This is a genomic window from Nocardia sp. NPDC060249 (genome assembly GCF_042728755.1).
Taxonomy (GTDB): domain Bacteria; phylum Actinomycetota; class Actinomycetes; order Mycobacteriales; family Mycobacteriaceae; genus Nocardia.
On record NZ_JBHXAQ010000001.1, the window covers coordinates 1065736 to 1092048 of the forward strand.

At 69.4% G+C, this 26313-nt stretch carries 21 protein-coding genes and 1 pseudogene; 13 read left to right on the forward strand and 9 right to left on the reverse strand.

Translation table 11 applies throughout. The annotated features are described in order from the left end of the window. Positions 1-106 precede the first annotated feature (106 nt). Positions 107-1921 (forward strand): aspartate--tRNA ligase, encoded by a 1815-nt coding sequence (gene aspS, locus ACFWFP_RS04735; protein ID WP_379293152.1) that lies wholly within the window; start codon positions 107-109, stop codon positions 1919-1921. Positions 1922-1994: 73 nt separating this feature from the next. After that, positions 1995-2963 carry a DUF389 domain-containing protein gene (locus ACFWFP_RS04740; RefSeq protein WP_379293153.1) on the forward strand — a complete coding sequence of 323 codons (969 nt, stop codon included), beginning with the start codon at positions 1995-1997 and terminating at the stop codon, positions 2961-2963. A gap of 2 nt (positions 2964-2965) precedes the next feature. Here ACFWFP_RS04740 and ACFWFP_RS04745 read toward each other — a convergent pair whose 3' ends face one another. Beyond that, positions 2966-3985 (reverse strand): hypothetical protein, encoded by a 1020-nt coding sequence (locus ACFWFP_RS04745; protein WP_379293154.1) that lies wholly within the window; start codon positions 3983-3985, stop codon positions 2966-2968. 193 nt (positions 3986-4178) lie between these two features. Between ACFWFP_RS04745 and ACFWFP_RS04750 the strand changes: the two genes are divergently transcribed. Further along, positions 4179-5348 (forward strand): phosphotransferase family protein, encoded by a 1170-nt coding sequence (locus tag ACFWFP_RS04750; RefSeq protein ID WP_379293155.1) that lies wholly within the window; start codon positions 4179-4181, stop codon positions 5346-5348. 69 nt (positions 5349-5417) lie between these two features. On the opposite strand, the gene ACFWFP_RS04755 is transcribed toward ACFWFP_RS04750, so the two are convergent. From ACFWFP_RS04755 to ACFWFP_RS04765, 3 genes are all read right to left on the reverse strand, one after another. Next, positions 5418-6659: an RNA polymerase sigma factor gene (locus ACFWFP_RS04755; RefSeq protein ID WP_379293762.1), complete on the reverse strand. Its 1242-nt coding sequence runs from the start codon at positions 6657-6659 to the stop codon at positions 5418-5420. A gap of 2 nt (positions 6660-6661) precedes the next feature. Next, positions 6662-7015: a YciI family protein gene (locus ACFWFP_RS04760; protein ID WP_379293156.1), complete on the reverse strand. Its 354-nt coding sequence runs from the start codon at positions 7013-7015 to the stop codon at positions 6662-6664. Between the two features lie 133 nt (positions 7016-7148). Beyond that, the gene (locus ACFWFP_RS04765; RefSeq protein ID WP_379293157.1) at positions 7149-8813 is read right to left on the reverse strand and encodes an alkaline phosphatase D family protein; all 1665 of its coding nucleotides are present in this window, start codon (positions 8811-8813) and stop codon (positions 7149-7151) included. A gap of 122 nt (positions 8814-8935) precedes the next feature. Between ACFWFP_RS04765 and ACFWFP_RS04770 the strand changes: the two genes are divergently transcribed. From ACFWFP_RS04770 to ACFWFP_RS04795, 6 genes are all read left to right on the forward strand, one after another. Further along, the gene (locus tag ACFWFP_RS04770) at positions 8936-10312 is read left to right on the forward strand and encodes a replication-associated recombination protein A (RefSeq protein ID WP_379293158.1); all 1377 of its coding nucleotides are present in this window, start codon (positions 8936-8938) and stop codon (positions 10310-10312) included. Positions 10313-10405: 93 nt separating this feature from the next. Then, positions 10406-13069, forward strand: coding sequence for an alanine--tRNA ligase (gene alaS / locus ACFWFP_RS04775; RefSeq protein WP_379293159.1), 2664 nt, complete (start codon positions 10406-10408; stop codon positions 13067-13069). After that, entirely contained in the window at positions 13069-13617 is a 549-nt protein-coding gene (gene ruvX / locus ACFWFP_RS04780; RefSeq protein ID WP_379293160.1) for a Holliday junction resolvase RuvX, read from the forward strand. The genes alaS and ruvX overlap by 1 nt, the downstream gene beginning before the upstream one ends. Next, on the forward strand, positions 13614-15140 hold the full coding sequence (gene mltG / locus ACFWFP_RS04785) for an endolytic transglycosylase MltG (RefSeq protein WP_379293161.1): 1527 nt from the start codon (positions 13614-13616) through the stop codon (positions 15138-15140). The genes ruvX and mltG overlap by 4 nt, the downstream gene beginning before the upstream one ends. A 1-nt stretch (position 15141) precedes the next feature. Continuing rightward, complete coding sequence (locus ACFWFP_RS04790) at positions 15142-15960, forward strand: shikimate dehydrogenase (protein WP_379293162.1); 819 nt, start codon at positions 15142-15144, stop codon at positions 15958-15960. A 107-nt stretch (positions 15961-16067) separates the two neighbouring features. After that, complete coding sequence (locus ACFWFP_RS04795) at positions 16068-16511, forward strand: B-4DMT family transporter (protein WP_379293163.1); 444 nt, start codon at positions 16068-16070, stop codon at positions 16509-16511. Between the two features lie 99 nt (positions 16512-16610). On the opposite strand, the gene aroB is transcribed toward ACFWFP_RS04795, so the two are convergent. From aroB to ACFWFP_RS04815, 4 genes and pseudogenes are all read right to left on the reverse strand, one after another. Further along, positions 16611-17729: a 3-dehydroquinate synthase gene (aroB, locus tag ACFWFP_RS04800; protein WP_101467074.1), complete on the reverse strand. Its 1119-nt coding sequence runs from the start codon at positions 17727-17729 to the stop codon at positions 16611-16613. A 683-nt stretch (positions 17730-18412) separates the two neighbouring features. Next, a pseudogene (locus tag ACFWFP_RS04805) lies at positions 18413-19171 on the reverse strand (shikimate kinase); the annotation flags it as partial. Positions 19172-19227: 56 nt separating this feature from the next. After that, a complete protein-coding gene (gene aroC, locus ACFWFP_RS04810) occupies positions 19228-20436 on the reverse strand; it encodes a chorismate synthase (RefSeq protein WP_379293164.1) in 1209 nt (402 codons plus the stop codon). A 182-nt stretch (positions 20437-20618) separates the two neighbouring features. Beyond that, positions 20619-21092 carry a prepilin peptidase gene (locus tag ACFWFP_RS04815; protein WP_379293165.1) on the reverse strand — a complete coding sequence of 158 codons (474 nt, stop codon included), beginning with the start codon at positions 21090-21092 and terminating at the stop codon, positions 20619-20621. 161 nt (positions 21093-21253) lie between these two features. On the opposite strand from ACFWFP_RS04815, the gene ACFWFP_RS04820 reads away from it, so the two are divergent. The 4 genes from ACFWFP_RS04820 to ACFWFP_RS04835 all read left to right on the forward strand — a co-directional run bounded on the left by ACFWFP_RS04820 (position 21254) and on the right by ACFWFP_RS04835 (position 23794). Then, positions 21254-22375: a M24 family metallopeptidase gene (locus ACFWFP_RS04820; protein WP_379293166.1), complete on the forward strand. Its 1122-nt coding sequence runs from the start codon at positions 21254-21256 to the stop codon at positions 22373-22375. Between the two features lie 64 nt (positions 22376-22439). Then, entirely contained in the window at positions 22440-23003 is a 564-nt protein-coding gene (efp, locus tag ACFWFP_RS04825; protein ID WP_067452307.1) for an elongation factor P, read from the forward strand. Positions 23004-23005: 2 nt separating this feature from the next. Continuing rightward, positions 23006-23524 carry a transcription antitermination factor NusB gene (nusB, locus tag ACFWFP_RS04830; RefSeq protein WP_378626982.1) on the forward strand — a complete coding sequence of 173 codons (519 nt, stop codon included), beginning with the start codon at positions 23006-23008 and terminating at the stop codon, positions 23522-23524. Positions 23525-23527: 3 nt separating this feature from the next. Next, complete coding sequence (locus ACFWFP_RS04835; protein ID WP_379293167.1) at positions 23528-23794, forward strand: YciI family protein; 267 nt, start codon at positions 23528-23530, stop codon at positions 23792-23794. 242 nt (positions 23795-24036) lie between these two features. Here ACFWFP_RS04835 and ACFWFP_RS04840 read toward each other — a convergent pair whose 3' ends face one another. Beyond that, complete coding sequence (locus ACFWFP_RS04840) at positions 24037-26211, reverse strand: NERD domain-containing protein (RefSeq protein ID WP_379293168.1); 2175 nt, start codon at positions 26209-26211, stop codon at positions 24037-24039. Between the last annotated feature and the right edge of the window lie 102 nt (positions 26212-26313).

Here is a 26313-nt window from a genome sequence, read left to right on the forward strand (position 1 = left end):
GAAGATATCGGTTTTCATCCGGGCACCGTGTCTCACTACGATGGCAGTGCACGCGGTCATCTGCGCCGGTGCGACGAGTCCGTGAAAGTCTGTCGAAAGGAATACCGTGCTGCGCACCCACTTGGCTGGTTCGCTGCGAAGCGAGCACGCCGGTCAGACCGTCACCCTCACCGGCTGGGTGGCGAGGCGTCGTGACCACGGTGGTGTGACCTTCATCGATCTGCGCGACGCCTCCGGCGTCTCGCAGGTGGTTTTCCGCGAGGGCGAGGCGGCCGAACAGGCCCACAAGCTCCGCGCGGAATTCTGTGTGCAGGTCACCGGTGTGGTGGAACGGCGTCCCGACGGCAACGAGAACCCGGAGCTGCCGACCGGGCAGATCGAGGTCGACGCCAAGGAACTGGTCGTGCTCAACGAGAGCGCGCCGCTGCCGTTCCAGCTCGACGAGACCCCCGGCGACGAGGCCCGGCTCAAGCACCGCTACCTGGACCTGCGCCGCGAAGGCCCCGGCCGTGCCATCCGGCTGCGGTCCAAGGTCAACGCCGCCGCCCGCGACGTGCTGGCCAACCACGACTTCGTCGAGGTCGAGACCCCCACGCTCACCCGCTCGACTCCCGAGGGTGCCCGCGACTTCCTGGTTCCCGCGCGCTTGCAGCCGGGTAGCTTCTACGCCCTGCCGCAGAGCCCGCAGCTGTTCAAGCAGCTGCTCATGGTCGGTGGCATCGAGCGCTACTACCAGATCGCGCGCTGCTACCGCGACGAGGACTTCCGCGCCGACCGTCAGCCCGAGTTCACCCAGCTCGACATCGAGATGAGCTTCGTGCGCCAGGAGGATGTGATCCTGCTGGCCGAGGACATCCTGACCGCGCTGTGGAAGCTGGTCGGTCACGACATCGTCACCCCGATCCCGCACATGACCTACGCGGAGGCGATGCGGCGCTACGGCTCCGACAAGCCCGACCTGCGCTTCGGCGTGGAGATCACCGAACTCACCGACTACTTCAAGGACACCACGTTCCGGGTGTTCCAGTCCGAGTACGTCGGCGCGGTCGTGATGCCCGGCGGCGCGAGCCAGCCGCGACGTCAGCTCGACGCCTGGCAGGACTGGGCCAAGCAGCGCGGCGCCAAGGGCCTGGCCTACATCCTGATCAACGAAGACGGCACCCTGGGTGGCCCGGTCGCCAAGAACCTGACCGACGCCGAGCGCGACGGCCTGGCCAAGCAGGTCGGCGCCGAGCCGGGTGACTGCGTGTTCTTCGCGGCCGGTGCGGTGAAGTCGAGCCGTGCCCTGCTCGGTGCCGCGCGCGGCGAGATCGCCCGCAAGTGCGACCTCATCGACCCGAACGCCTGGGCCTTCGTCTGGATCGTCGACGCCCCGATGTTCGAGCCGACCGCCGAGGCGACCGCCAGCGGTGACGTCGCCCTCGGCTACTCGGCCTGGACCGCGGTGCACCACGCGTTCACCTCGCCCAAGCCGGAGTCGCTCGACACCTTCGACACCGACCCCGGCTCCGCGCTGGCCTACGCCTACGACATCGTCTGCAACGGCAACGAGATCGGTGGCGGTTCCATCCGTATCCACCGTCGCGATGTGCAGGAACGCGTGTTCTCGGTGATGGGCATCGACAACGCCGAAGCCCAGGACAAGTTCGGCTTCCTGCTCGACGCGTTCGCCTACGGCGCCCCGCCGCACGGCGGCATCGCCTTCGGCTGGGACCGCATCACCGCGCTGCTGGCGGGCGAGGACTCGATCCGCGAGGTGATCGCGTTCCCGAAGACCGGTGGCGGCGTCGACCCGCTCACCGACGCACCCGCGCAGATCACCGCGCAGCAGCGCAAGGAAGCGGGCATCGACGCCAAGCCCGAGGTCAAGGGCAAAGGCGACGCCGCCGACGCGCCGAAAGTTGTTGCGGCCGAGAAATAGCGGTCATCGGAGGTAGCCCGGTACCTTCTGGTCAGTCCCGATCGCGACGGCGGGACCGATCAGGAGGACACCGGTGCTACATCTGCGAGTGATCAGCCCGCCCGAGCAGACCGACGACTTGGTGCGGGTGCTCGAGGAGGACGCCGGTGTCACCCATCTGACGGTGGCGCGCGGGATCGCCCTCGAACCGCGAGGCGATCTCGTCCAGGCCGATGTGGCGCGCGAGGCGGGCAACAAGGTCCTTGCCGACGTGAAGGCGCTCGGCATCGTCCACACCGGCGGCATCACGCTGGAACCGATCACGGCGGTGCTGTCCGACGCCGCCGATCGTGCGGTCCACGCGGCGCCGGGCGACCCGAGTGACGCGGTCGTCTGGGAGCAGTTGCTCAAGGAGACGCACGAGGAGTCCTCGCTCAACGCCACCTTTGTCGCGTTCCTGACGATCGCGTGCCTGCTGGCCTCGGTCGGTGTGGCGACCAACTCGCCGGTCACCATCGTCGGCGCGATGGTGGTGGGTCCGGAGTTCGGGCCGCTGGCAGCGCTGTCGGTCGCGCTGGTACGCCGCAATTGGCGGCTGGCCCGGCGTTCGGTCCTCGCGCTCGCCGTGGCCTTCCCGGTGGCGATGGTGATCACGCTCGGCGCGACCTTGGTGTGGCAGCAACTGGGCTGGATCACCACCGAGGGTGTCATCGACGCGCACAACGTCGACTTCATCTACGAGGTGGGACCGTTCTCACTGGTCGTGGCGCTCCTCGCCGGCGCCGCGGGCATGTTGTCGCTGGTCACCGCGAAGTCGGCAGCCCTGATCGGGGTGTTCATCTCGGTCACCACCGTGCCCGCCGCGGGCTACGCGGTGGTGGCGGCGACGATCGGTCAGTGGCATCGCGCGTTCGAATCGGTCGGTCAGCTCGCGGTGAACATGATCGGCATCGTGGTGGCCGGCGTGATCGTGCTCGAGTTGCGACCCCGGGCCGGTGACACGACCGGTCCGCTCGGGCGATTCAAGCGGGCCATCGGCATGCGGTCCGCGCTCGATCGCTGACCTCAGACGCGGGCGACCGGCCCCGCCGTCAGCATCCGGTAGCAGTAGGTGACCGCGATGACGCACACCGGCCCCGCGACGAACAGGCCGAGCCCGCACAGGATCGCGCCGACGAGGGTGACCAGGGTGACGGTGAGCGCCAGCAGCAGCGCCGCCCACAGATTCGCCAGTACCAGCTGCGCGCTCGCCTTGATCGCTTCCACCGGACCGTAGTCCTGATCGATCACGAAGTGCATCGAGAACATGCACAGGAACCCGGCGACGATGCCGGGCAGCAGGCACAGCGTCGACGCGAGCAGTGTGACGGTGAAGGCGAGCAGCGAGGTGAGCAGGACATTGCCCGCGTTCACGAACCGGAAGTACGACCCGAAAGCCGGTGGGTATCCGTCGGTTTCGTAGAGGGCGCCGCGCACCATCGCCGCCTGCAGCAGCCACAGTGCGACGAGCACCATCAAGAACAAGAACAGCACGCTGAACGGCGATGTCGGTTCGACGATCTGGACCACGGCGACGAAGCCGAGATAGATCAGCACACCCACCGCGGTGACACCGAGCCACGGACCCGGATTGGCCCGGAATCGTTCCCAGCCGTAGCTCAGCGAACGGCCGATATCGAGGGCTTGTGCTCCCGAATGGTAGTAACCGGGCGTCTGCCCGCCACCGCCCTGCGACACGCCGGACGCGGGGGCGGCGGGGTAGACCGGATTCTCCGGTTTCGCCTGGGGGACCGCGTAACCGGGACCCGTGCCCGCGGGCCCGTACTGCGGGGTGGCACCGCCGTGTCCGGCAATCGGTGGCGGCGGCTCGACGGGCTCACGCCCGTACTGGGCGGCGCCGGGCCCCTCGAATTGTGGATAGCCTGCGCCACCGGCCATTCCGTGCCTGCTCGGCCCCGCGCCGGGAGCCGGTGCGGGGCCGGTTCCCTCATGCCTGCCCGTGGGGCCGGCGAACTGTCCGCCACCGCCCGGAACAGGTGACCCGCCCGGCGAATCGCTCGATGCGGCGTACGGAGTGTCGGTCATTGTGATAGACCTTTCGACTCAACCGGTTTGCGGTGTGGCGCACAGCAGTTCACGATGAGAAAACCCGAAGACCGGCTGATGTGTCAAGCGAACAGGCACACACGCGCAACCTCGGCGCCAACACGCCGAGCGACGCGGAAAGGTTGTCCAACCGCTCGCTAGAAGTGACCGGGTACGAGTAGCTTGAGAGGCGATGACCGCACTATTGGCCGAACGCGCCGCCGACGTCGTGTCCGCAGCACAACAGTTGCTCACAAAGCGAATGGGTGCTCCGGTAAAGCTGAGTGATCCGATGGAGCTCAGCGGCAGTGGTAGGACGACAGTCCTACGCGTGCGTGTTGCGGAAAACGCATTTTCGTTGCCGCGCACCCTGATCGTGAAGCAGGTGCGCGGTTCCAGTCCTGACCGCCGCACCGGTGTTTTGGCGCCCGGCGTCGCCAGCATCGACGCCGCGTTCCTGCGCGAGGCGGTGTCCTACCAGTTCACCACCGCGCTGAGTCGCGAACAGCGGCCCGGAGCGTTCCTGATCGCCCACAGCGTTCCCGACCGGCTTCTCGTGCTGTCGGACCTCGGCGAGAACGCCTTGCTCACCTCGGTGCTGCAGGCGCGCGTCGAGCCGGGCACCCGCAACTCGCTGATGGCGTTCGCGCAGGCGCTCGGCCGGATGCACGCGGCGACCGTCGGCCGCGAACCCGACTTCGTCGCCCTGATGCGCCGGGTCGACTCGGCGCATCGCGTCGACGGGATCGCCCAGCAGGCGCAGGCCGCCATCGCCGAGGTGCCGGGTCTGCTCGAAGCCGAGTTCGGCATCGAGGTGCCGGGGGAGATCGCCGAACGCATCGTGCACGGCAATCGCCTGTTCACCGGTGGCCGCTATCGCGCGTTCAGCCCGTCGGACCTGTGCCCCGACAACGTGATCATGAACGAGGAAGGTGCGCGGTTCCTCGACTACGAGTGGGGCGGTTTCCGCGACGCCACCCTCGACATCGCCTACGCGCTGGTCTCCTTCCCCGGCTGCCTGTGCGATTTCGAACTCTCGCGCAGCCGTGCCAAGGAAATGGTCGAGGCCTGGCGTTCGGCCGTGGTCGGTGTGTGGCCGTCGCTGGCCGATGACACCGTCCTGGCCGAACGGATCCTCGAGGCCCGGCTGATCTGGGTCTGGCTGTCGACGTACTGGTTCCTGCCCGCCGACCACGCCCGCATCGCCACCGCCCGTGAGCACGGGTTGTCGGTGCCGCGCTCGGAAGCACTGATCAACCGGTGGTCGGCGCTGGCCGAGGACGCCAGGATGACCGGCGACGACGCGGTCGGCGACTTCGCCGAACAGGTCTCGGCGATGCTCGAAGAGCGCTGGTCGGAGTAGCGGCGCCGAGCGCGCATCCCCTTTTCGGTACCTGTTCGCCGGTGACGAATCGGTACTGCCCGGTGCCGGTCAGCTCGTCAGCGCGACGAGTCTGCCGCGCAGATGGGCACGTTCGACCGCATTGTCGGTGAGCAGCAACGCCGACTCGTAGGCGGCGACCGCCTCGTCGGTTCGTCCGAGATCGGCGAGGAAGGCGGCGCGGGCAGCGTCGAGATAACCGTAGGTCGCCAGCGCCGGTTCCGTGCCGAGCGGGTCGAGCAATGCCAGCGCCTGGGCCGGATCGCCGGCGAGGCCGACCGCGATGGCGTGATTGAGCAGCGTCACCGGCGACGGCGAATCACGCAGCAACAGCCGATACAGGCCGATGATCTCGCGCCAGTCGGTGTCGGCCCACGTGGGCGCCTCGTCGTGGACGGCGGCGATCGCGGCCTGCACGGTATAGCGGTCGGTATGTGGCAGAGCGTGTTTCACCAGCGCGATGCCCTCGACGATGGCCGCGCGGTCCCAGCGCGCGCGGTCCTGGTGTTCGAGCGTGCACAGGTTGCCGTCGTCGTCGACGCGCGCTGCCCGGCGGGCGTCGGTGAGCAGGATCAGCGCCAGCAGCCCGGTCACGGACGGGTCGCCGGGGACCAGCGCGTGCATCATCCTGGCCAGCTGCAGCGACCGGTCGACGAGATCGGTGCGGACCAGCACCTCACCCGCCGGCGCGGTATGGCCGGTGGTGAACAGCAGGTGGATCACCGCGCAGATGGAATCGAGCCGCTGCGGCAGTTCCCGCACCGAGGGCACCCGATACGGGATGGCCGCGACGGCGATCTTCTTCTTGGCGCGGGTGATCCGCGCGGCCATCGTCGACTCGCTCACCAGGAACGCGCGAGCCACCTCGGCGGTGGTGACACCGCAGACCAGCCGCAGGGTCAGCGCGACCTGGGCCTGCGGTGCGAGCGCGGGGTGGCAGCAGGTGCTGATCAGCCGCAGCCGGTCGTCGGGGATCGCCGGGTCGTCCAGCTCGGCCAGCGCCAGGTCGGCGGTATCGTCGACCGGTTCGTCGACGACGAGTCGGGGCAGCGCGCGCCGGAAGGTGCTGTCGCGGCGCAGCAGGTCGAGGCCCCGGCGCCGCGCGACCGTCGTCAGCCAGGCGCCCGGCCTGGCCGGGACACCGTCGCTCGCCCACGTGGTCAGTGCCGTCGCGTACGCGTCCTGCACGCACTCCTCGGCGAGGTCGAAATCGCGGACCAGCCGCACCGTCGCGGCGAGCACGAACGCCCACTCCCGACGGTGCGCCTGCTCGACGGCCGCGGCCGCCGTCATGGTCACGGCTGCGCGAACACCTGGATCGGGCGCACTTCGACGCCGCCGGTCGGGGCGGGCACCTGTGCGGCGATCGCGATCGCGGCGTCCAGGTCGGGCGCCTCGATCAGGTAGTAGCCGCCGAGCGCTTCCTTCGCCTCGGCGAACGGGCCGTCGGTGATGACGACCGCGCCGTCGGCATCGCGGCGGATCGTCGTGGCGGTCACGGTGGGCTGCAAGGCCTGCCCGCCGAGGTTGGTGTCACCGGCGATCTGCTGGAAGGTGCGATGCGCGGCGAGCATGTCATCGAGCTCGGCGGGGGAGTACGCGGCGTAGGCGGCTTCGTCGCCGTAGATCAAGACCAGGTACTGGCTCATGATGTGCTCCTTCGGGTGTGGGGCTGCCCGCTCGTCGGGTGCCGTACTCACTCGACGAGCGACCACGGGCGCAATCGACAGCCCTGTCCGAAGAATTCTGCGCCGATTTCCACGGCCTCGCGGCGAACCCCGGTCAGAGCACCGGAGCCGGCCGCGGTTCGAGCCGCCCGCCCGCCGGAACGGCGAACGACGCGCCGTGGCGCACGCCCGTCGCGGGATCGGTGACGTCGGCGACGTAGAACCAGTCCATCTGCGTCTGCGTCGCGGTCACCTCGAGCACGCCGAAACCGTGTGAGTCGAGCTCGACGTAGCGCAGGTGGTGGTTGGCCGCCTTGATGGCCTCTTCCGCCGGCACGGACGCGGTGCGGGCGGGCACCTTCAGCAGGTCGCCGACACTGGAGGAGGTGACCGACGGGACGACGAACTCCGCGCCGACAGTCGGCCCGCCCGGGTAGTTCGCGGCGTCGAGCGGCAGATCGGCGGCCCAGGAGGTGTGGATGTCGCCGGTGAGGAACATGACGTCGCCCACTGCGTTGTCCGCGATCGCCCGGAACAGGGTGGTGCGGTCGGCGGTGTAGCCGTCCCACTGGTCGCCGTTGACGGTGATGCCGCCCTGCGGAATACCGAGTGCCTCGGTGATCGCCTGGGTGGTGGCCGCTTCCAGCGGCGGAAACACCAGCGGCGCGACCATCACCGAGTTGCCGACCAGCTTCCAGCGGGTGGGGGAGGAGGTGAGTCCCGCGGTGAGCCAATCCATCTGGGCGCGGCCGGTGATGGTGCGGGACGGGTCGTCGGCGTGCCGCCAGCCCCCACCCGGCCCCGCCTCCTCGTCGCGGTAGGTGCGCAGATCCAGCATCGACAGTTCCGCCAGCGTGCCGAATCGCAAGCGGCGGTAGATCTGCACCTGGCCGTCGGCGCGCGTGGCGCGCACCGGCATCCACTCCAGGTAGGCGCGGGTGGACGCGGCCTTGCGGTCGGCCCAGGGGCCCTCGGTGGCCGGGTCGTGGTTCTCCGCGCCGTCGCGCCAGGAGTTGTCGGCCGACTCGTGGTCGTCCCAGGTGCAGATGAACGGCACTCCCGCGTGCAGGGCCATCAGGTCGGGGTCGGTCTTGTACTGGCCGTGGCGGGTGCGGTAGTCGGTGAGGCTGACGATCTCGTTGGCCGGGTCGTGTGCGCGGACCGGGCCGTTGCGGCCGGTGTACCTGCCGCGGCCGTATTCGTAGATGTAGTCGCCGAGGTGCACGATCGCGTCGAGATCGGTGCGCGCGGCCAGGTGCCGGTAGGAGCCGAACCAGCCTGCTTCCCAGTTGGCGCAGGAGAGCAGGCCCAGGCGAAGGCGGTCGACCTCGCTGTCCGGTGCGGGCGCTGTTCTGGTGCGGCCGACGGGGGAGGTCTGGCCGTGTGCGGTGAAGCGGTAGAAGTAGTCCTGACCGGGGGCGAGGCCGGTGGCATCGACCTTGACGGTGTGGTCGGTGTCGGTCGAGGCCGTGACGGTTCCGGACGCGGTGAGTGTGCTGAAGCCGGTGTCGGTGGCGATCTCCCAGCGCACCGCGGTCGGCTCGCCGATGCCGGAACCCGGAGTGGCGTCCTCGGCGACCGTGACTCTGGTCCACAGGATGACCGCGCCCGGCAGCGGGTCGCCGGACGCGACACCGTGCCGGAAGACCGCACCCCCGGCGTGCGCGGGCGCGACGGAGCCCAGCACCGCGACCGCCGCCACCGCTGTGGAACCGGCGAACAGGGTGCGGCGGGCGAACCCGACCGGCTGGGAGGTGACGGCGCTGTTGTTTTCGACCACGATCAGCGATCACAGCCCACGAGACGCTCCGGCGCAAGTCCACCCGAGGATTGTTGGTCAACTGTCCATCTGCGGGGAAGGTCCTGGTCGATCTCCGGGGGTCCCTGGGCGCTTCGCCGAACATGTCCGAGGGCCTCGGTACCCTGCACAGCGTGAGCGACAGCCTTTTCGACGTGCCCGGCGCACACGCGTCCGCCGAACCCGGCGCCGACGCGGCGTTCCGTCGCGACTCGGGCGCGCCGCTCGCCGTCCGCATGCGCCCGGCGAACCTGGACGAGGTGATCGGCCAGACCCATCTGCTCGGTCCGGGGTCCCCGCTGCGCCGGCTCGTCGAAGGGTCGGGTGCGGCGTCGGTGCTGCTCTACGGCCCGCCCGGCACCGGAAAGACCACGCTGGCCTCACTGCTGTCCCAGGCCACCGGCCGGCGGTTCGAAGCGCTGTCGGCGCTCTCGGCGGGCGTCAAGGAGGTACGGGCGGTGATCGACCTCGCCCGGCGCCGGCTCGCCGCGGGCGAGCAGACCGTGCTGTTCATCGACGAGATCCACCGCTTCTCCAAGACCCAGCAGGACGCGCTACTGGCCGCCGTCGAGAACCGGGTCGTGCTGCTGGTCGGCGCGACCACCGAGAACCCCTCGTTCTCCGTGGTGTCCCCGTTGCTGTCGCGCTCACTGGTCCTGCAACTGCAACCGCTCACGCCCGACGACATCCGTGCCGTCCTCGCCCGCGCGATCAGCGACCCGCGCGGTCTCGCCGGCGCCTATACCGTCAGCGACGAGGCGATCGAACACATCGTCCGGATCGCGGGCGGCGACGCCCGGCGCGCGCTCACCGCGTTGGAGGCATCGGCCGAGTCGGCGACCGAGGGCGCCGTCGAGCTGGAAACGGTCGAGGCCACCGTCGACAAGGCCGCCGTGCGCTACGACCGGGCAGGCGATCAGCACTACGACGTGATCAGCGCGTTCATCAAGTCCATTCGTGGCTCCGACGTCGACGCGGCCGTGCACTATCTGGCCCGCATGCTCGCCGCGGGCGAGGATCCGCGCTTCATCGCACGCCGCTTGATGATCCACGCGAGCGAGGACATCGGCATGGCCGACCCGATGGCCCTGCAGACCGCGACCGCGGCCGCTCAGGTCGTCCAGCAGGTCGGCCTGCCCGAATGCAAACTCGCCCTCGCGCAGGCCACCATCCACCTCGCGACCGCCCCCAAATCCGGCGCGGTGACCACCGCGATCGGCACGGCGATGGCCGATGTCTCGCGCGGCAAGGCCGGTGCCGTCCCGCCCTACCTGCGCGACGGTCACTACGCGGGCGCCGCCCTGCTCGGCAACGCCCAGGGCTACAAGTTCCCGCACAAGTACCGCGAGGGCGTCGTGGCCCAGCAGTACCCACCCGACGAACTGGTCGGCACCGACTACTACCTGCCCACCGACCACGGCAACGAACGCACGATCGCCCCACGGCTGGAGAAGCTGCGCCGCATCATCCGCGGCAAGTGAAGCGGGGCGCGCTCCGTTGCGTGGATCCGGCGTGGCGCGGACCACCCCGGTCGATGAAAAAGCACCCGCACCGGCCCGGTAGGCTGGGTATTTGTGCAGACCCACGAGATTCGACGACGGTTCCTGGACCATTTCGTCCGCGCCGGACACACCGAGGTCCCCAGTGCTTCGCTGATCCTGGCCGACCCCAACCTGTTGTTCGTCAACGCAGGCATGGTCCAGTTCGTTCCGTATTTCCTCGGTCAGCAGACCCCGCCGTACGCCACCGCGACCAGCGTGCAGAAGTGCGTGCGCACCCTCGACATCGAGAACGTCGGCATCACCACCCGCCACAACACGTTCTTCCAGATGGCGGGCAATTTCAGCTTCGGCGACTACTTCAAGCGTGAGGCCATCACGCTGGCCTGGACGCTGCTCACCGACAGCGTCGAAGACGGCGGCTACGGCTTCGATGCAGAGCGCCTGTGGGTCACCGTCTACCTCGACGACGACGAGGCCGAGCGGATGTGGCTCGAGATGGGCGTGCCCGCCGACCGCATCCAGCGCCGCGGCATGGCCGACAACTACTGGTCGATGGGCATCCCCGGTCCGTGTGGCCCCTGTTCGGAGATCTACTATGATCGCGGCCCCGAATACGGCGTCGAAGGTGGTCCCGAGGCCGACGAGGACCGCTACATCGAGATCTGGAATCTCGTGTTCATGCAGAACGAGCGTGGCGCGGGCATCTCCAAGGACAACTTCGAGATCCTCGGCCCGCTGCCCAAGCAGAACATCGACACCGGCATGGGCGTCGAGCGGGTCGCGTTCCTGCTGCAGGGCGTGGACAACGTCTACGAGACCGACCTGATGCGCCCGATCATCGACAAGGCCGAGGAACTCACCGGTCGCTCCTACGGCGTCGACCACACCGACGACGTGCGTTTCCGCGTGATCGCCGACCACGCCCGCACCGCCGCGTTGCTCATCGCCGACGGCGTGAACCCCGGCAACGACGGCCGCGGCTACGTGCTGCGGCGCCTGCTGCGCCGCATCGTGCGTTCGGCGCGCCTGCTCGGCGCCGAGAAGCCGGTGATGGCCGAGCTGATCAAGGTCGTCACCGACCTGATGGCGCCGTCCTATCCCGAACTGGCCACCGACTTCTCGCGCATCGAGACCGTCTCGGTCGGCGAGGAGATGGCATTCCTCAAGACCCTCAACACCGGCGAGACCCTGTTCGACAACGCCGCCACCGCGGTGAAGTCCAAGGGCGGCAAGCAGATCGCCGGCTCCGACGCGTTCGCCCTGCACGACACCTACGGCTTCCCGATCGACCTCACTCTCGAAATGGCCGCCGAGGCAGGTCTTTCCGTCGACGAGGACGGTTTCCGCTCGCTCATGGCCGAGCAGCGCAAGCGCGCCAAGGACGACGCCCAGGCTCGCAAGCACGCGCACGCCGACCTCACCGTCTACAAGGAACTGGTCGACCGTGGCGCCACCGAGTTCACCGGTTTCGACGAACTGACCTCCGAGGCCACGGTGCTGGCCCTGATCGCCGACGGCGTGCGCGTCCCGGTGGCCACGGCGGGGCAGGACATCGAGGTGATCCTCGATCGCAGCCCGATGTACGCCGAGTCCGGCGGTCAGATCGCCGACCGCGGCACCATCACCGCCTCGGGTCTGAAGCTGCAGGTCAACGACGTGCAGAAGATCGCCAAGAAGGTGTGGGTACACAAGGCCACCGTCGAGTCGGGCCAGCTCACCGAGGGCGATGTCGTGCTCGCGCAAGCGGACCCGGCCTGGCGTCGGGGCGCCACCCAGGGCCACTCCGGCACGCACATGGTGCACGCCGCGCTGCGCCAGATCCTCGGCCCCAACGCCGTGCAGGCCGGCTCGCTGAACAAGCCCGGCTACCTGCGGTTCGACTTCAACTGGCAGGGTGCGCTGTCGGAGCAGCAGAAGGCCGATATCGAGGCGGTCTCCAATGACGCTGTCGGCGCGGACTTCCCGGTGAACACCTTCGTCACCGACCTGCCCAACGCCAAGAAGATGGGCGCGATGGCGCTGTTCGGCGAGAACTACGGCGACGAGGTGCGTGTCGTGGAGATCGGCGGCCCGTTCTCGATGGAGCTGTGCGGCGGCACCCACGTGGAGCACTCCTCACAGATCGGCCCGATCACCCTGCTGGGTGAGGCTTCGGTCGGTTCCGGCGTGCGTCGCGTCGAGGCCTTCGTCGGCCTCGACTCCTACAAGTACCTGGCCAAGGAGCGGGCGCTGCTGGCCGGTGTCGCGTCGTCGCTGAAGGTGCCCTCCGACGAGGTGCCGGGCCGCGTGGAGCAGCTCGTGGAGCGGCTCAAGGTGGCCGAGAAGGAACTGGAGCGCACCAAGATCGCCGCGGTGCTGTCCTCGGCGGGCACGTTCGCCGAGCAGGCCGAGCGGGTCGGGTCGGTGCGTCTGGTGGCCGCCGCGGCGCCCGAGGGCGTGTCGGCCGGTGACCTGCGGACGCTGGCCACCGATATCCGTGGCCGTCTCGGCAGCGAGGCCGCGGTGGTCGTGCTGCTCGGCAGCGTCGAGGGCAAGGCGCCGTTCGTGGTGACCGTGAACAAGGCCGCCCAGGACCTCGGCGTCAAGTCGGGCGATCTGGTCGCGGCCTTCGGGCCGAGTATCGCCGGGCGTGGCGGCGGCAAGCCGGAGATGGCGCAGGGCGCGGGCTCGGATCCGTCGGGTATCCCGGCCGGTTTGACCGCGGTCCGTGCCCGGGTGGCCGAACTCGCCGGCTGATGACCACCCCTGGTTCGTCCAGCGAGGAACCCGCCGACCGCCCCGACCCGGAGACCGACCCGGGCCGGGGCCGCCGGATCGCGATCGACGTCGGTAGCGTGCGCATCGGAGTCGCCTCGAGCGACCCCGACGGCATCCTCGCCACCCCCGTCGAGACCGTCGCGCGCGCCAAATCCGGTGGGCGCGCCGGCCCACCGGCCGATATCGCAAGAATTGCCGACATTGTGCGGGAATACGAAGCGGTCGAGGTGATCATCGGTCTGCCACGCACGCTGCGCGGCGAAAACGGCACCGCGGCGGCCATTGCGCGTAAGTTTGCCAAGCAGTTGCGCCGCGTGATCGACCCGATTCCGATACGCCTTTCCGACGAACGTTTGACTACGGTGTCTGCTGCACGTGCGCTGCGCGACAGTGGAGTTCGCGCACGTGGCCAGCGGCAGATGATCGATCAGGCGGCAGCCGTGTCGATTCTGCAAGGATGGTTGGACGAGCGGAGTTCGGTGTTGAAGGACGCAGCAGATACGGCGAGGGTCGGAGACGATGCATGACCGACCGATGGACCAGGGCCGAGGAACGCTACCGGGCTCGGGAAGCTGATCGGCGCTACCCCCGCCGCGACGACTGGGGGCTCGATGCCCGCACGGTGCGCGAGGACGCGGCGCCGGACCGCGGGGAGTGGGACGAGGACGGCACCGACGTCATCCCACGCTACGAGGACGAGGTCTACGACGACCAGGTCCTGGAGGATGTTCTCGAACCGGAACCCGAGCCCGAACCGGTCGTCCCGCCGCGTCGCGTCGGCCAGCGCGCCGCGACGGCCGAGCGTGGCCGCCCGCGCGCGGCGGCATCGGGCCGCAACAAACCGCCGGGCCGGAACAAGCCCGGACGCGCCAAATCGCGGATCGCCTCGCGCAAGGCGGCCGAGCGTAAGAAGCGTCGCCGCAATATGTGGGTGGTCGCGGCCGTGTTCGTCGTGCTGTTCGTCTCCGCCGCCGGTTTCGCCGGGTACAAACTGATGGGCAGCCTCACGCCCGCCGAGGATTTCGCGGGCCCGCCCGGCGAACTCGTGGTGGTCCAGGTGCATTCCGGTGACACCGCCACCCAGATCGCCGACACCATGAAAGAAAAGGGTGTCGTCGCCAGCTCGGAAGCGTTCTACGAAGCGGCCGTGCGCAATTCGAACATGAACAGTGTGCAGCCCGGGTTCTACGCGGTCCAGAAGAACAGTCCCGCCGCACACGCGGTGACCTCGCTGGTGTCGAAGGGCACGCGCGTCGGCAACGTCGTGATCTCGGAGGGGCGCCAGCTGCACAACCGGCGCGATGTCCACACCGGCGCCCCCACGGAAGGCATCTACACCAAGATCGCCGCCGCCAGTTGCCTCGGCGCCGGTTCCGCCGCCAAGTGCGTCACCTACGAGCAGCTCGACGCCGCGGGCGCCAGTGCCGACCTGGCCGCGCTCGGCGTGCCCGACTGGGCCAAGGCGGCGGTCGCGGCCGCTCCGGACCGGCGCAGACAGCTCGACGGGTTGATCTCCGCGGGCACCCTGGATTTCGATCCCAGCGGTGGGCCGGTGCAGATCCTGCGTCAGCTGATCACCGCGAGCGCGGCGCTCTACGAGTCCACCGGGTTGTTGCGGTCGGGCGCCGAAACCCAGCTCAACCCCTACCAGACGTTGATCGCGGCGTCGTTGGTCGAGCGCGAAGCGCTGGCACCGGATATGCCGAAGGTCGCGCGGGTCATCGTCAACCGGCTACGGATCGACCAGCCGTTGCAGTTCGACTCGACGGTGAACTACTCGCTGGAGGAGACCGAGGTCGCCACCACCGACGCCGACCGCAACACCGTCACGCCGTGGAACACCTACGCGATGTCGGGCCTGCCCGCCAACCCGATCTCCGCGCCCTCGCTCAAAGCCCTGCAGGCGATGGAGAATCCGGAGCCGGGGAAGTGGCTGTACTTCGTCACGATCGACAAGAAGGGCACCACCCTGTTCACCGAGAGCTACTCCGAGCACCTGCGCAATATCGTGAAGGCCGAGCAGAGCGGCATTCTCGACAGTGGGCGCTGAGATGAGCCGCAAGGCCGCTGTGCTCGGTCAGCCGATCGCGCATTCGCGCTCACCCCAGCTGCACCGGGCCGCCTACCGCGCGCTGGGCCTGGACTGGAGTTATGAGCGCATCGAATGCGATGCCGCGCGGCTGCCCGGTCTCGTCGGCGAGCTGGGCCCGGAATGGGTCGGGCTGTCGGTGACGATGCCGGGTAAGGAAGCGGCGCTCGCGGTGGCCACCGAGCGCACCGAGCGCGCGGTGCTGGTCGGCTCGGCCAATACCCTCGTGCGCGTCGAGGCCGGATGGTCGGCGGACTGTACCGATGTCGACGGCGTCCTCGGTGCGCTGCGCGGTGGTGGCGTCTCGACCATCGACGAGGCTGTCGTGCTCGGTGCAGGCGCAACGGCCAGGCCCGCGTTGCTCGCCCTCTCCGAACTCGGGGCGAAGAAGATCACGGTGATCGCCCGTGACGCCGGACGGGCACGCAGCGCCCTGGAATTGGCCGACCGGCTCGGCATGCGGGCCACGGTCGTGCCGCTCGATACAGAGCAGGTGCGGGGGGCGTGCGCGTCGGCCGGAGCGGTGGTGAGCACGGTGCCCGCCGAGGCGGCCGCGGTGATCGCGGCGGCGGTAGCCGGGGCACCGGTCGTGCTCGACGCCATCTACAACCCGTGGCCGACCCCCCTCGCAGCGGCGGTCGAGGCGGCCGGGCACACGGTGGTCAGCGGACTGCAGATGTTGCTGAATCAGGCATACGGGCAGGTCGAACTGTTCACCGGTCAGCCCGCGCCGCGTGCGGCGATGGCCGCCGCGCTGGAAGAGTCGCTGTCCCAGCAGTAGACGACGGCTCGGTGACTACCGCTGAGCGCGGTGCCGAATCCTCGATGTCACCGGCCGATCCGTCGAATTGACACCGGTTCTAGTTTTGTCCCGCTAAGGTGTTCTTCATGACCGCTTGGGTGTTACGAGCCACCGTCCTCGGCGCGCTGGTCGTCGCCCTCCGCGTCCTGCTCGGCTTGGTGGTGGCCTCCTGGCCCACGTACGGCACCTTCTGGCGCGCGGCCTGCCTGCTCGCCATCGTCGCCGTGGTCGCCGCCTGGGGCGTGCGCGACGGCCGCACCGGCGCCGACAACCTCACCGTCCGCTGGCTGGCCGCCGGGTTCGGCGCGGGTCTGGCCAGCTCCGCTGTGTGCTGGGTCCTCGATCAGGTGCCCGGAATCGAACTCGGCGATGCCGGGATCCTCTACGAGTTGACCTCCGCGGCATCGTTCATCCTGCTGCTGGTCTTCCTGCCCGCGCTGGTGGGTGTCGCCTTCGGCCACTCCCGCTCACGCCGTTCGAGCGAATCCGCGATTCGCGCGGCGGAACCCGAACTCGCCACCGCGAACTGAGCGGAATCGTTCTCTCCGGCAACGGAACCGGCCGCGAGGCAGGTCGTTCGAACCCGTCCCCGCCCCGACACCGTGTCGGGGCGCGAACAGGTTCGGATCTCAGAGCATGATCGGCGACGTGCCCGGGGTGGTGTCACGGGCGATGGCCGAGTAGGCGGCGGCCAGTAGCGACGGATCAGGGCCCTCGAGGCGGCCGGGCTTGGCCAGGCCGTCCAGGATCACGAAACGCAGCACACCGGAACGGGTCTTCTTGTCGGTCTGCATCGCGTCCATCAGGTGGGGGAGCGCGTCGCCGTCGTAGGAGACGGGCAGGCCGACGCTTTCCAGGATGGTGCGGTGCCGATCGGCGGTAGCGTCGTCGAGGCGACCGGCCAGGCGGCCGAGTTCGGCGGCGAAGACCAGGCCCACGGACACCGCGGCGCCGTGGCGCCAGCGGTAGCGCTCGCGGCGCTCCACGGCGTGGCCGAGGGTGTGGCCGTAATTCAGGATCTCGCGCAGGCTCGATTCCTTGAGGTCGGCGGCGACCACATCGGCCTTGACCTGGATGGCACGGCGGATCAGTTCGGGCAGCACGTCGCCGGTGGGGTCGAGGGCGGCCTCGGGATCGGCCTCGATGAGGTCGAGGATCACCGGGTCGGCGATGAAACCGGCCTTGATGATCTCGGCCATGCCCGCCACGATCTCGTTGCGCGGCACCGTTTCCAGCGTCGCGAGGTCGACCAGCACGGCGCTGGGTTCGTGGAAACTGCCGACGAGGTTCTTGCCCGCCTCGGTGTTGATGCCGGTCTTGCCGCCGACCGCCGCGTCGACCATCGCCAGCAGCGTGGTCGGCACGTGCACGATGCGCACCCCGCGCATCCAGGTGGCGGCGACGAAGCCGGCCAGGTCGGTGGCGGCGCCACCGCCGAGACTCACGATGGCGTCGTTGCGGGTCAGGCCGATCCGGCCGAGCACCTCCCAGCAGAACCCGGCCACGGCCAGTTCCTTGCCGTCCTCGGCGTCGGGGATCTCGATGCGATGCGCGTCGATCCCGGTGTCGGCCAGTGCTTTACGCACCGCCTCGGCGGTTTCGGCCAGCGGCGGCTGATGGAAGATCGCCACGGTCCGCACGGCATTGCCCGCGTTGACCGCTTCGACGAGATCGCCGAGCAGCCCGCGGCCGATGATCACCGGGTACGGGTCGGCGGTGCGAACCTGGATGATGTTCGGCTCTGTCACGTGCGCTGCTCCGATTCTTTCTGGTCAGTGTTATTGCGTCGTCCGCCGCGTCGCCGCGATTGCCCGCGTCGTCGGCGTTCGTTGGTCCCGGTCCCACGATCCGCGTCACCGGTTGGTCCGGCCCGCTGAACCTGTTGCGGTGCCCCGGTCCGGCTTTCCGCCGATGGATCGGAGTCGGTCGAACCCGACGGTCCGGCAGGCTCACCACCGCGCCGGCCTGCCCGCCCCGGGGCACCGGCCTCGCGGCTCGCCGCCCGCCTGCCGCGGCCGGCGTTGCGACCGGCTGCCTGGCCTCCCGTGACCGGGGTGCGCCCGCCTACTCGACTACCAGGTGTGCTGCGGTTCCCCGACCGGCCCCCGGCGCCGGCAGTGCGGTTGCCCGTCTGGCCTGCGTCGGTGGTGCGGGTGACCGGCTGGTTGTCGGCGGTACCCGCGCGGCCCTCTGCTCTCGAGCTCGCGCGGCTCTCCGGGCTCTCGGCCACCGAGCCACCGGTATCACGGGTGGCAACGCTGGTCGCCGACCGGATCCGCGCACCGCCTCGGCGCGATCTGCTCCGCCGGGACCGTCGACCGGCGGTCGTGCGCGACTCACCCTGCGCCGCACCCGCTGTGCGCGCGGCACCGGTGGTGTCGGCGGCTGTCGCCCGATCGGTCGCGGATTGTGTTGCCCCCGAACGGTTCCGATCATCCGGGGCGTCGCGGCGTTCGATTGCCACCACACCCGTCTGGTCGGCACCACTGCGGCGTGCGGCGGCGGCGCGAGCCCTGGCGCGTCGCCGGTTCTTGGACCGATTGCTGCCCGTTCCGGGCCTACCGGCGACCGAACCCGAAGCGGGCGAGGCGTTTCCGGTGTTGGCCCGTGGGAGTTGCAGATCGGTGCGCACCGATTCGAGACCGAGCTTGGTCAGGATCATCCGCACCACCCGGCCCGGACTCCGTCCGTCGGTTCGCACGCGTACGGAGGCGATCTCGCGGTAGAGCGGGCGACGCTCGCGCATCAGATCCCGATACTTGGCAGCGGGGTCGACACCGTTGAGCAGCGGACGGGTACTGCTGGCCCCGGTACGCCGAACCCCTTCGGACACGCTGATCTCCAGGTAGACGACGAGCGCGTCGCGCAGCAGATCCCTGGTCCGTTCGGACAGCACCGAACCGCCGCCGAGGGAGACCACGCCGTCGTGCTCGAGCACGGCGCGGCGCACCACCTCTTCCTCGATCCGGCGGAACTCCGCCTCACCGTCGGTGGCGAAGATATCGGGAATCGTACGGCCGGTGTCGGCCTCGATCCCCGCGTCGGTGTCGTAGAGCTCCACCCCGAGTTCCCTGGCCAGCTTGCGCCCGATGGTCGACTTCCCCGAGCCGGGCAGCCCGACCAGTACCACGCGTGCCGCCGGTGCGGTCCGGTCGTCGCGGCCGGTGTCAGGAGCTCCGGGCTCGACGATCGCCGGTGAGGGGCCCGCGTCGCTCTCCGGCGCGGTCCCCTCCTGCCCCTGCTCGGTCACGGGATACGGCTGTCCGCGGGCACGTGTGGGCGGCTACCGACCCGCTTGACGTAACTGGTGATGTTGTCGACGGTCTCGGCCAGCGAGTCGCCACCGAACTTCTCCAGCGCGGCCTGCGCCAGCACCAGCGCCACCATCGACTCCGCGACCACGGCCGCGGCGGGCACCGCGCACACGTCGGAGCGCTGGTGGATGGCGACGGCTTCCTCACCGCTGGACATGTCGACGGTCGACAGCGCGCGCGGCACGGTCGAGATCGGCTTCATCGCGGCGCGCACCCGCAGTGCTTCACCGTTGGTCATGCCGCCTTCGAGGCCGCCCGCGCGGTTGGTCGAGCGCAGGACGCCGTCGGGGCCGGGACGCATCTCGTCGTGGGCCAGGCTGCCGCGCCGGCGCGCGGTCTCGAACCCGTCGCCCACCTCGACGCCCTTGATCGCCTGGATGCCCATGAGGGCGGCGGCCAGGCGCGAATCCAGACGCTGCTCACCGCTGACGAACGAGCCGAGCCCGATGGGCAGGCCGTCGACGATCACCTCGACGACGCCCCCGAGGGTGTCGCCGTCCTTCTTGGCCGCTTCGATCTCGGCGATCATGGCCGCCTCGGCGTCGGCGTCGAACGCCCGCACGGGGCTGGCGTCGATCGCGTCGAGATCGGCCGGGCCCGGCGTGACACCGGTGGTGTTGGCGGCGGCGCCGATCGACACCACATGCGAGATGACCTCGACCCCGAAGGCCTGACGCAGGAAGTTGCGCGCGAAGGTGCCCGCGGCGACCCGAGCCGCGGTCTCGCGGGCGCTGGCCCGCTCGAGCACCGGGCGGGCATCGTCGAAGCCGTACTTGAGCATCCCGGAGTAATCGGCGTGACCGGGGCGCGGGCGGGTCAGCGGCGCGTTGCGCGCCATTCCCGCGAGCTCGGTCTCGTCGACCGGATCGGCCGACATCACCTCGGTCCACTTGGGCCACTCGGAGTTGGCGATCTCGATCGCAACCGGACCACCCATGGTGCGGCCGTGGCGCACGCCGCCGACCAGGGTGACCTTGTCGGCCTCGAACTTCATCCGCGCGCCGCGCCCGTAACCGAGTCGGCGGCGGGCCAGCTGTGCGGAGACATCGTCCGACGTCACCTCGACTCCGGCGACCATCCCTTCCAGGAGGGCGACGAGAGCGGGACCATGGGATTCTCCGGCAGTTATCCAGCGCAACACGCCGACCATCTTCCCATGTCGACACGTGTAGGCGGGAACGTGGGCCGACGTGACGAGTGGCACGTCGGCCCCGCGCCGGGCCGCGCGGTGGCGGCCACCGCCCTGATCCGGCCGAACCGGCCTGCTCCGGACCGCCGGCAACGCCCCGTCACCGGGATCGTGTCGGCGCGTCGCGCCGCCGGTCATGCCAGTGCCATCGCGGTCACGGTGGCCAGGCACATCGCGGGGCCGTGTGGCACCAGCCGCCGTGCCGGTGCCGCGCGCACCTGCCGCGAATCGCGACCCAGCACCGCACGCAGCCGATCACCGCCGAGCAGTATCACCGCGGCCGCGGCGGTGAGCAGCGGCGCGGCCAGCGCGGCCCACACCCAGGCCGGCGGTCCGGCGATCGCCGCGGCGGCTCCGAGCGATACCGCGAGCTTCACGTCACCCGCCCCGAGGGCGGCCGGAGAGAGCAGGTGGGTGATCAGATACGGCATCGTCAACAGCGCGGCACCGATCACCGCGGTCTCCAATTCCCCTGTCGAGAAGGCGAACAGGAACACCGCGGCCGCTCCCACGCCGGTCAGCGCGTTGGGAAGACGACGGGCATGGATGTCGATGACGCCGAGCAACAGGCACCAGGCGATGAGGCAACAGAACGCGGCAGTGGTCATGGGATCGATCGTGCTGTGCCGCGACCATGGACAGTGGGCCTCATCCGAGAATGTGGACAACGTCCGCGCATGTGAACAACGCCGTATCCACCTCGCCCACCGACACGAAATCCGGGGGATCGCGTGCCGACGTGTCGCCCGTCGGGCGGTAGCGTTGACCCATGTGTGCTGACTACACGGCTCCCGATTACGCGGCCCGGCGCGGTGCCCTGCGGAGCCTGCTGGTGGAAAACGGTGTCGACGCGTTGCTGGTGACCGATCTGGTCAACATCCGCTACCTGACCGGCTTCACTGGATCCAATGCCGTTGTGCTGGTGCACTCGTGGGACATGCGCGGCGCCGAGGACCGCACCGTCATCGGCACCGACGGCCGGTACTCCGCTCAGGTCGCCGAACAGGTCCCCGATCTGCAGGCCGAGATCTGCCGGGCCACCGCGCGCCGCGTGCTCGAGCTGACCGGGGAATGGCAGCTCGGTCGCGTCGGCTTCGAGAGCCACGTGGTGACCGTCGATCAGCACACCGCGTTCCAGGAGCTGCGCACCGGGCTGCAACTCGTCCCCACGTCGGGCCTGGTCGAACAGCTGCGCATGGTCAAGGATCCCTACGAGGTCGACCAGCTCGGCGCGGCGTGCACGGCAGCCGACAAGGCGCTGGCCACCCTGCTGGAGCGGGGCCTGCTGCGTCCGGGCCGCACCGAGAAACAGGTCGCCCGCGACCTCGAATGGGCGATGTTCGAGCACGGCGCCGACGCGATCTCCTTCGAGACGATCGTCGCCGCGGGCGCCCATTCGGCCATCCCGCACCACCGGCCGACCGGCGCCGTCCTGGCCACCGGTGACTTCGTGAAGTTCGATTTCGGCGCGGTGGTCAACGGCTACCACTCCGATATGACCCGCACCCTGGTCCTGGGTACCCCCGCCGACTGGCAGCGCGAGATCTACGAACTGGTCGCCCGTTCACAACGTGCGGGAACCGAGGCCCTCGAGCCCGGCGCGCGGACCAGCGAGGTCGACGCGGCGGCCCGGACGATCATCGAAGAAGCGGGGTACGGCCCGCAGTTCGTGCACGGTCTCGGGCACGGCGTCGGGCTGCAGATCCATGAAGCACCCGGAGTGGCGAAAACGAGTACCGGTACACTTCTGGCTGGTGTGGCGGTGACCGTCGAACCTGGTGTATACCTTCCCGGCCGCGGCGGGGTCCGGATCGAGGACACGCTCGTGGTGCGCGAAGCGGGCCCGGAACTGCTCACCCGCACCAGCAAGGACTTGATCGTCGTCGACTGACGTCGGCGCGCAGAACGCAGTAACCCCCAGTACGCAGTAATACGAACGAGGAGATCCGAGGACAGTGGCGGACACCAGCGACTTCAAGAACGGCCTTGTGCTGAAGATCGACGGTCAGCTCCAGCAGATCATCGAATTCCAGCACGTGAAGCCGGGCAAAGGCCCCGCGTTCGTGCGGACCAAGCTGAAGAACGTCGTGTCCGGCAAGGTTGTCGACAAGACCTTCAACGCGGGCGTCAAGGTCGAGACCGCGACCGTCGATCGTCGCGACATGACCTACCTGTACCACGACGGCACCGACTACATCTTCATGGACGGTGACACCTACGACCAGATCTCCATTCCGGAGGCCACCATCGGTGACGGTGCCCGCTTCCTGCTGGAGAACATGGGCGTGCAGGTTGCCGTGCACGAGGACGCGCCGCTGTTCGTGGAGCTCCCCGTCACCATCGAGCTGGTCGTGCAGCACACCGACATCGGCCTGCAGGGCGACCGCTCCACCGGCGGCACCAAGCCCGCCACGCTGGAAACCGGCGCCGAGGTTGCTGTTCCGCTGTTCATCAACACCGGTGACAAGCTGAAAATCGACTCGCGCGACGGCAGCTACCTCGGCCGCGTCAACGGCTGACCGTGACCGACTCCCCGGCAGACAAGAAGGGCTCGTTCAAGAAGCTCGGCGCGCGCCACAAGGCGCGCCGCCGGGCCGTGGACCTGCTGTTCGAGGCGGAGGCGCGCGATGTCGACGTCTCCGTGCTGCTCTCGGATCGCGCTGAGCTGGCGACCCGCGATCAGAGCGTGGCCCCCGTGCACGCCTACACCACCACCCTGGTCGAGGGCGTCGCCGACGATCTCGACCGGGTCGACGGCACCATCGAGGGCTATCTCCAGGACTGGACCCTGCAGCGGCTGCCCGCGGTCGACCGGGCCATTCTGCGGATCGCGGTGTGGGAACTGTTCCACGCCACCGACGTGCCCCCGGTCGTCGCGGTCGACGAGGCTGTCGAGCTGGCCAAGGAACTGTCTACCGACGACTCCCCGTCGTTCGTGAACGGCGTGCTCGGCCAGGTCGTACAGGTGGCGCCGCAGGTCCGTGCCGCGGCGGCCGCAACGGCCGCCACGAAGGCCGCGCGCGGCGAATCGGAGTCCTGAGGCGTGGCGCGCAAGTACCTTGTGCTGGCCGAACGCACCCCGGCGTTCGACGCCTCGGTGATCGAACCGCACCGTACCTTCCTGCGGGAACTGCTCGCGCAGGGCCAACTCCAGGAAAGCGGCGGCTTCACCGACGGCACCGGCGGCGCCTATGTCGTCTTGGCCGAAAGTCTCACCGCCGCAACAACAATCGTCCACACCGATCCGCTGCACACCACCGGCGCCTCGGACCTGACGATCCACGAATGGGAAATCACCGTTTCGGCGTGAATCCCGTTCTCGCAGCCGCACGTTCCGAGTGAACGTGCGGCTGTTGTCGTCCACCGCCGCCATCGCACCTCGCACACCACCCGAGGTGACGGGAGGCCCCGGGGTGAGCCCGACGGCCTCCGCCGGTGGGTGTACGAGGAAACCGGCGGAGGCGCGACCGGCGCTGGGTAGGCGCGGTGTCGGGTTGTGCTCTGGGCACGAGGTGAATCCTGCTACCTCGAGTGCGCTCGAGGTCAAGCGGTTCAGCGTGGGGCGTGGACCAGTGGGGCGAGGAAGCCGGTGAGCTGGGCTGTCGAGGGTTGGCCGAGGCGGCGGCCGAGGTAGTCGGGGGCATCGGCGGCCGCCCGGCAGCGGTCCTGGTCGGTGTTGGCCGGGTTGTCGGAATAGCGTTCGCCGAGCATGGTGGCCTTGGCGACCTCGCGTCCGGTGTGGAGTTCGTACACGGCGATCTCGTAGGTGGCGCGGAAGAGGTTGACGGTGCGTCCGACCGGCGCCCCTGGTGAGGGGCCGTACTGGCAGGTCTGCACGAGGTCGCGCAGTTCCAGCTGCTTCATGCAGGCGATGAGCTGCACGGTCGACGGGTCGTCCGGGTTCCACGCGGTCGGATCGTTCGGATGAACCATGGACGTGAGGTGACCGGACAGATAGATCGGGCGCGCGCCGTCGCGCTCATAGGGCGCGGCGTTCGGGAACGGCTTCTTGTCCTCGCCGCACATCCGGTCGTAGTCCGACATCTCGAATCGGCTCGCCTGCACCGCCGCGATCGCGAAGAACCCGGCGCCGAACAGCGCGATGAACAGCAGTAACGCGACACCGGGCCCGACCCGCAGGCCCCGCCTGGGTATGTTCCGCTCCCGAACAGGACGGTTGTGCCACCGCTCGAGCAGTGACGGGCCGTTCCCTCGACGCCACGACCGCCGCCTTTCCGAGCGCATCGGCCGCCGCGTCGTCCGGTCGTGTTCGACCCAATCGGACCAGTGCTCCGGGTGCTGCTGGGGCGCTTCGGGTTCCGGGGAACGGTACGAAGGTGCGACGGCGGGGGTGTATGCCTGCGCGGGGGCACTGCGCGATCCGGTTCTGCCGGCCGACGCGGCAGCACCGACCGCGGCGGCGGCGCCCACCGCGGCCGCTGCGCCCACCGCGGCACCCGAGTCGTCGGTCGGGTCTTCGTCGGTACCGGCAGGTGCGCTCGCGGCGGCCTGCTCGTCCCCGGCTGCGGGTTCGACGCCCTGGGTCGGCGGATCGACGATCGTGCCCGATTCGTTTCCAGTAGCGGATTTACTCAGCGAGACAGTGCTTTCGGGCTGGCCGTCCGATGTTTCGGATTCGTCGCCGAGCGGGGGTGCGTCCAGGACGGTCGCATCATCGTCGAAAGGTTCAGCGTGTGTGGTGCTTTCGCGGTCCGCAGTAGCGTCCTCCGGTGTCGCCTCGTGCGAAGAGGTGTCGTCCGGGGGCGATTCTTCCTCGGCGCCGTCGGCGCGCGCCGTCGCGTTCGTCGCCTGTTCGGCGGATTCGGTGCCGGGCGTTCGCTCGTCGAGCGGTTCGATCGCCGCGGACGATACCGCCGGATCCGACCCCGGAGTCGTGGACTCCTCGGGGCGAGCCGGCGAAGGGGCTCGATGGGCGAGCCTGTCGATCGCGGCGAGAAAGGCGGGTGTGGAGGCCCGTGCCGAACTGATCGGCGCCGCAGGGGAATTCGATGCGTCGTCGGAACCCGCTGTCCCCGAGGGGGAACCGAGCTCCACGGCGGTCGGGGCGACGGGGCGCGAGGTGGTCGCCGGATCGAGCGCGGCCGGAAAACCCTGCGCCGTCAGCTCATCGGGGGCGGGTAACAGATGGCCCAGGTTCAGCGCACCGAACACCCGGGTGACGTCATCGATGCTGAGCCGGACCGTCCGCCCGCTCTCGGCCTGGAAATAGTCGTGCAGCGCGCCGGTGTCATCGCGATCGATCAGCACCGCACGGTACCCGTCGGCGATTCGGGTTTCCTCGATGGTGATCTCGGCGCCGGGTTGGGAGACCAGTGTGATCACCGCGTTCACCCAGCCGAAGATCCCGGTCTGCTGCAGCAAGCTCTTGGCCGCGAACACCTGCCTGCGCACCTGAACGAACGGGTTCGGCACCCGAACGGCGTGATACAGCGCGGCCGGTTCACCGTCGATGGTCCACGGGCCGTTCGGTGGAGTGGCGAGGGTGCCTTCCTGGCGGGCGGTGAATCCCTTCACCTCCACGATGGTCACGCTCTGCGGCGTGCACACCAACGCGTCGACCTCGACCGACCCGCCCCGGCTCTCCGGCACATGACAGCGGAACACGGCGACGCCACCCGCCCGAAACGCCTGGTCACGGAGGGCCGCGCCGACGATCTGTTCCGCGCCTTCGAGTTCGCTCTCGTCCGCGACAACGACGATCACCACGACCCCCTGTGCACCTGACTGCGGACTCCTACCAGGATACGGCCTCCACTAGCCGTATCGAAACCGAATCCTGTTGCTGAGCAACGGCTTCGGCAATGTCGA